Source organism: Nocardia sp. NPDC056541 (assembly GCF_042794235.1).
Lineage (GTDB): Bacteria > Actinomycetota > Actinomycetes > Mycobacteriales > Mycobacteriaceae > Nocardia.
Window position 1 is genome coordinate 1 of record NZ_JBHTUD010000047.1, and the last position, 3294, is coordinate 3294.

A 3294-nucleotide genomic window follows, 5' to 3' on the forward strand; every position below is an offset into this window, starting at 1 on the left:
GGCAGATGCTCTCCCAGCTGAGCTAATCCTCCATATATTACACTTACGTGTAATAGCTTGGCGGCGTCCTACTCTCACAGGGGGAAACCCCCGACTACCATCGGCGCTGAAGAGCTTAACTTCCGTGTTCGGTATGGGAACGGGTGTGACCTCTTCGCTATCGCCACCAAACACATTGAGAGTGTTCTCTCAAAACTAGATAACAGTAAGCATACATTCAAATTGGTTAAGTCCTCGATCGATTAGTATCTGTCAGCTCCATGTGTCGCCACACTTCCACCTCAGACCTATCAACCTGATCATCTTTCAGGGATCTTACTTCCTTGCGGAATGGGAAATCTCATCTTGAGGGGGGCTTCATGCTTAGATGCTTTCAGCACTTATCCCGTCCGCACATAGCTACCCAGCGATGCCCTTGGCAGAACAACTGGTACACCAGCGGTGCGTCCATCCCGGTCCTCTCGTACTAAGGACAGCTCCTCTCAAATTTCCTGCGCCCGCGACGGATAGGGACCGAACTGTCTCACGACGTTCTGAACCCAGCTCGCGTACCGCTTTAATGGGCGAACAGCCCAACCCTTGGGACCGACTACAGCCCCAGGATGCGATGAGCCGACATCGAGGTGCCAAACCTCCCCGTCGATGTGGACTCTTGGGGGAGATAAGCCTGTTATCCCCGGGGTAGCTTTTATCCGTTGAGCGATGGCCCTTCCATGCGGAACCACCGGATCACTAAGCCCGACTTTCGTCCCTGCTCGACTTGTAGGTCTCGCAGTCAAGCTCCCTTGTGCCTTTACACTCTGCGAATGATTTCCAACCATTCTGAGGGAACCTTTGGGCGCCTCCGTTACATTTTAGGAGGCGACCGCCCCAGTCAAACTGCCCACCTGACACTGTCTCCCTGCCCGATAAGGGCCGCGGGTTAGAATTTCAATACAGCCAGGGTAGTATCCCACCAACGCCTCCACCGAAGCTAGCGCTCCGGTTTCCAAGGCTCCTACCTATCCTGTACAAGCTGTACCAACATTCAATATCAGGCTGCAGTAAAGCTCCACGGGGTCTTTCCGTCCTGTCGCGGGTAACCTGCATCTTCACAGGTACTATAATTTCACCGAGTCTCTCGTTGAGACAGTGCCCAGATCGTTGCGCCTTTCGTGCGGGTCGGAACTTACCCGACAAGGAATTTCGCTACCTTAGGACCGTTATAGTTACGGCCGCCGTTTACTGGGGCTTCAATTCGCACCTTCGCTTACGCTAAGCGCTCCTCTTAACCTTCCAGCACCGGGCAGGCGTCAGCCCCTATACTTCGCCTTACGGCTTCGCAGAGACCTGTGTTTTTGCTAAACAGTCGCCTGGGCCTATTCACTGCGGCTCTCTCGGGCTTGCACCCTAACAGAGCACCCCTTCTCCCGAAGTTACGGGGTCATTTTGCCGAGTTCCTTAACGAGAGTTCTCTCGATCACCTTAGGATTCTCTCCTCGCCTACCTGTGTCGGTTTGCGGTACGGGCACCTCTCACCTCGCTAGAGGCTTTTCTTGGCAGTGTGGAATCAGGAACTTCGCTACTATAATTCGCTCGCCATCACAGCTCAGCCTTCACGGGAAACGGATTTGCCTATTTCCCAGCCTAACTGCTTGGACGCGGATATCCAATACCGCGCTTACCCTATCCTCCTGCGTCCCCCCATTGCTCAAATGGTGAGGAGGTGGTACAGGAATATCAACCTGTTGTCCATCGCCTACGCCTTTCGGCCTCGGCTTAGGTCCCGACTAACCCTGAGCGGACGAGCCTTCCTCAGGAAACCTTAGGCATTCGGTGGAGGGGATTCTCACCCCTCTTTCGCTACTCATACCGGCATTCTCACTTCTAAGCGCTCCACCAGTCCTTCCGGTCTGGCTTCACAGCCCTTAGAACGCTCTCCTACCACTGTTCGAAGAACAGTCCGCAGCTTCGGTGATACGTTTAGCCCCGGTACATTTTCGGCGCAGAGTCACTCGACCAGTGAGCTATTACGCACTCTTTAAATGGTGGCTGCTTCTAAGCCAACATCCTGGTTGTCTAAGCAACTCCACATCCTTTTCCACTTAACGTATACTTTGGGACCTTAGCTGGCGGTCTGGGCTGTTTCCCTTTCGACTACGGATCTTATCACTCGCAGTCTGACTCCCAAGGATAAGTCATCGGCATTCGGAGTTTGACTGAATTCGGTAACCCGGTAGGGGCCCCTAGTCCAATCAGTGCTCTACCTCCAAGACTCTTACCTTGAGGCTAGCCCTAAAGCTATTTCGGAGAGAACCAGCTATCTCCAGGTTCGATTGGCATTTCACCCCTACCCACACCTCATCCCCGCACTTTTCAACGTGCGTGGGTTCGGGCCTCCATTCAGTGTTACCTGAACTTCACCCTGGACATGGGTAGATCACCTGGTTTCGGGTCTACGACCACGTACTAAACGCCCTATTCAGACTCGCTTTCGCTGCGGCTCCGCCTCTTCAGCTTAACCTCGCACGGGATCGTAACTCGCCGGTTCATTCTACAAAAGGCACGCCATCACCCGTTAACGGGCTCTGACTACTTGTAGGCACACGGTTTCAGGATCTCTTTCACTCCCCTTCCGGGGTGCTTTTCACCTTTCCCTCACGGTACTGGTTCACTATCGGTCACTAGGGAGTATTTAGCCTTGGGAGATGGTCCTCCCGGATTCCGACGGAATTTCACGTGTTCCGCCGTACTCAGGATCCACTCAGGAGAGAACGAAGTTTCGACTACGGGGTTGTTACCCTCTACGACGGACCTTTCCAGGTCGCTTCGTCTACCTCGTTCCTTTGTAACTCCGTATAGAATGTCCTACAACCCCAAGAGGCAAGCCTCTTGGTTTGGGCTATGTTCCGTTTCGCTCGCCGCTACTCAGGAAATCGCATTTGCTTTCTCTTCCTCCAGGTACTTAGATGTTTCAGTTCCCTGGGTCTGCCTTCTCATATCCTATGTATTCAGATATGGATACCACTCCATTACGAGTAGTGGGTTTCCCCATTCGGAAATCTCCGGATCAAAGCTTGCTTACAGCTCCCCGAAGCATATCGGTGTTCGTCCCGTCCTTCATCGGCTCCTAGTGCCAAGGCATCCACCGTGCGCCCTTAAAAACTTGGCCACAGATGCTCGCGTCCACTGTGCAGTTCTCAAACAACGACCAACCACCCATCACCCCGGGAAGAATCCCGAGTGCACTGGGGCCGGCAACTGAAGGAAACTCATTCCCTCAGACACCCAACAGCGTGCCCGACACCCTCGCCT

General features: G+C 53.6%; 2 rRNA genes. Both read right to left on the bottom strand.

The annotated features are described in order from the left end of the window. Positions 1–55 precede the first annotated feature (55 nt). A 5S ribosomal RNA gene (gene rrf / locus ACFQ9R_RS34650) occupies positions 56–171 on the bottom strand. A 51-nt stretch (positions 172–222) separates the two neighbouring features. Beyond that, positions 223–3151, bottom strand: a 23S ribosomal RNA gene (locus ACFQ9R_RS34655). Positions 3152–3294 lie beyond the last annotated feature (143 nt).